3 protein-coding genes and 1 pseudogene are annotated in these 2,807 nt (G+C 70.8%); all 4 read left to right on the forward strand.

The genetic code is table 11. The features are described 5' to 3' along the window. The coding region (locus AC1D01_RS28590; protein WP_477872440.1) for a type 1 periplasmic-binding domain-containing protein at positions 1–579 on the forward strand (579 nt) is incomplete at its 5' end. A 74-nt stretch (positions 580–653) separates the two neighbouring features. After that, positions 654–1,451, forward strand: a complete 798-nt coding sequence (locus AC1D01_RS28595) for an ABC transporter permease (protein WP_477872444.1) — start codon at positions 654–656, stop codon at positions 1,449–1,451. Further along, a complete protein-coding gene (locus tag AC1D01_RS28600) occupies positions 1,448–2,416 on the forward strand; it encodes a Bug family tripartite tricarboxylate transporter substrate binding protein (protein WP_477872442.1) in 969 nt (322 codons plus the stop codon). The genes AC1D01_RS28595 and AC1D01_RS28600 overlap by 4 nt, the downstream gene beginning before the upstream one ends. After that, positions 2,403–2,807: pseudogene (locus tag AC1D01_RS28605) on the forward strand (two-component sensor histidine kinase); the annotation flags it as partial. The gene AC1D01_RS28600 and the pseudogene AC1D01_RS28605, both read left to right, overlap by 14 nt.

The following is a 2,807-nucleotide window of genomic DNA, read 5'->3' on the forward strand; positions in this document are numbered from 1 at the left end:
CTGCAGGTGGTCGCCACCAAGCCGTACAAGCTGTCGGCCGACCCGCGTGAGCGTGATCTCGCCAACCCGCTGCTGCTGACCGCCGGCACCGCCTACGACGCGGTGTGGGTGGTCGACAGCCAGGGCGAGTTCGCGCGCAGCCTGCCGTACCGCATCGTGCTGCCGCGGCCGGTGGTCGGCGACGCCGGGCTGGTGGCGCTGGCCTGGCATGCGCAGTTCGAGCGCTACGGGGCGCCCCAGGTGTCGCGCCGCTTCGCGAAGGCGCTGAAGCGGCCGATGACCGACCACGACTGGGCTGCGTGGATGGGCGGCAAGGCCTTGATCGCGATCGCTGCCGCCGAACCCAAGGGGCCGAACGCCGCGTGGGCGAAGGCGCTGGCCGCGACCCCGGTCGACGGCTCGAAGGGCGGCAGCCTGGGCTTCCGGCCGTGGGACGGGCAGCTGCGCCAGTCGATGCTGCTGACCGACGGGCAGGGCGTGATCGCGCAGGCGCCGATCGAGGGGCTGCTGCATCCGACCGACGTGCTCGACACACTGGGCGCCGATGCCCCGGAGAAGCTATGCAAAGCGACACGGTGAAACCTGTGACACCTCCGGCAGCCTCCGCGGCCGAGCCGGCGGCGCGCCGCGGCATCGCGCATGCGTTGCAAGCGATGCAGGCCATCATCGTGCGCGAGCTGTTCAAGTTCTCGCAACAGACAGGCCGGCTGGTCTCGGCGCTGGTGCGGCCGCTGCTGTGGCTGGCGGTGTTCGCGGCCGGGTTCCGCAACGTGTTCGGCGTCGCGATCGTCGAGCCGTATGACACCTACATCCCGTACGACGTCTACATCGCGCCGGGCCTGGTCGGCATGGTGCTGCTGTTCAACGGCATGCAGTCGTCGCTGGCGATGGTCTACGACCGCGAGATGGGCCTGATGCGCCTGCTGCTCACCGCGCCGTTGCCGCGCGCGTGGCTGCTGTTCTGCAAGCTGTGCGCGACCGCGCTGCTCTCGGTGCTGCAGGCGCTGGCCTTCGTGGTGGTGGCGATGCTGCTGGGCACCGAGCTGCCGCTGTTCTCGTGGGCCGGCCTGCATGCGCTGCTCGCGCTGGTGTGCGGTGCGCTGATGCTGGGGGCGCTGGGCCTGCTGCTGTCGGTGCACATCAAGCAGCTGGAGAACTTCGCCGGCACGATGAACTTCGTGATCTTTCCGATGTACTTCCTGTCGACCGCGCTCTACCCGCTGTGGAAGTTGCAGGAGTCCGGCGCCGAGTGGGTGTACCAGGCGGCGCGCTTCAACCCGTTCACGCATGCGGTGGAGTGGATCCGCTTCGCGCTGTACGGCAAGGACCCGGGCGCCGCACCGTGGGTGGTGCTGGGCTGCCTGGTCGTGTTCTTCGTCGTGGCCTGCTGGGGTTACGACCCGCAGCGCGGCTTCGGTGGCTTGACCAAGCGCGGAGGGCCGCCGGCATGACCGTCACCCGGCGCAGCTTGATCGGCGGCGCCGCCGCGCTCGGCGCGTGGCCGCTGGCGCGTGCGCAGTCGCCGTACCCGTCGCGCCCGATCGCGCTGTGGATCCCGTGGCCGGCGGGCGGCGCGACCGACATCTCGCTGCGCCTGCTGGCCGAGCTGGCCTCGCACCACCTGGGCCAGCCGGTGATCACCGAGAACCGCGGCGGCGCCGGCGGCACGCTGGCGATGCCAGTGCTGCAGCAGGCCGAGCCCGACGGCTACACGATCGCGCAGCTGCCGCAGCCGATCTTCCGCGCGGTGCACACGCAGAAGGTGCTGTGGGACCCGATCCGCGACGTGACGCCGATCATCCAGGTCTCGGGCGTCACCTTCGGCGTGCTGGTCAGCGCGTCCAGCAAGTTCCGCAAGCTCGCCGACCTGTTCGCCTATGCGCGCCAGAACCCGGGCCGGCTGACCATCGCGACCAACGGCGTCGGCACCACGCCGCACGTGGTGCTGGAGGAGCTGTTCACCGCGCGCGGCCTGAAGTACATCCACGTGCCGTACAAGGGCACCTCGGAGCAGATGATCGCGGTCGACAACGGCCAGGTGATGGCCGGCGTCAACTCCACCGGCTTCGGGCCTTCCGTCGATTCGGGCCGGCTGCGCCTGCTCGCCACCTTCGCCGCGCAGCGCTCGAAGCGCTGGCCGCAGGTGCCGACGCTGCGCGAACTGGGGCACGACATCGTCGCGATGTCGCCCTGGGGCCTGGGCGGGCCGCGCGGGCTGCCGGCCGAGGTGGTCACGGTGCTGCACGACGCGTTCAAGAAGGCCATGTTCGACCCGCTGTTTACCCAGGAGCTGGCGAARTACGACCAGGTCATCGACTACCTCGGCCCGGCGGACTACGCCGAGGTCTGCCGCCAGCAGTTCATCAAGGAGGGGCTCATCGTCGAACGCATGGGCCTGACGCGTGGCGGCAGCTGAACGTCGTTCTCTCGGCGATGCCGCCGTCGTCGTGCTCACGACGCTGGCGAGCTACGGCCTGGCGTCGTTCCTCGAGCTGAGCGAGCGCGTGCAGCGCTGGGCGCTGCCGCACGAGCACTGGCAGGCCGACGAGCTGCCCTTCAGCCTGACGGTGCTGGCCGGTGGCCTCGCCTGGTATGCGCTGCGCCGTGCGCGCGACGCCCGCGCGCAGCTGGCGCTGCGCGAGCAGGCCGAGGCGCAGGCGCGCGAGCTGCTGATGCACAACCAGGAGCTTGCGCGCCAGCTGATCGCGGTGCAGGAGAGCGAACGGYTGGCGCTGGCCCGCGAGCTGCACGACGAACTGGGGCAGGGCTGTGCCGCGGTGCGTGCCGAGACAGCCCTGATCCGGCTG

Source organism: Rhizobacter sp. P3_B12 (genome assembly GCF_056402895.1).

Coding starts and splice junctions, on each gene's coding strand:
- AC1D01_RS28595 (WP_477872444.1), top strand. CDS start 654: ATGCAGGCCATCATCGTGCGCGAGCTGTTCAAGTTCTCGCAACAGACA.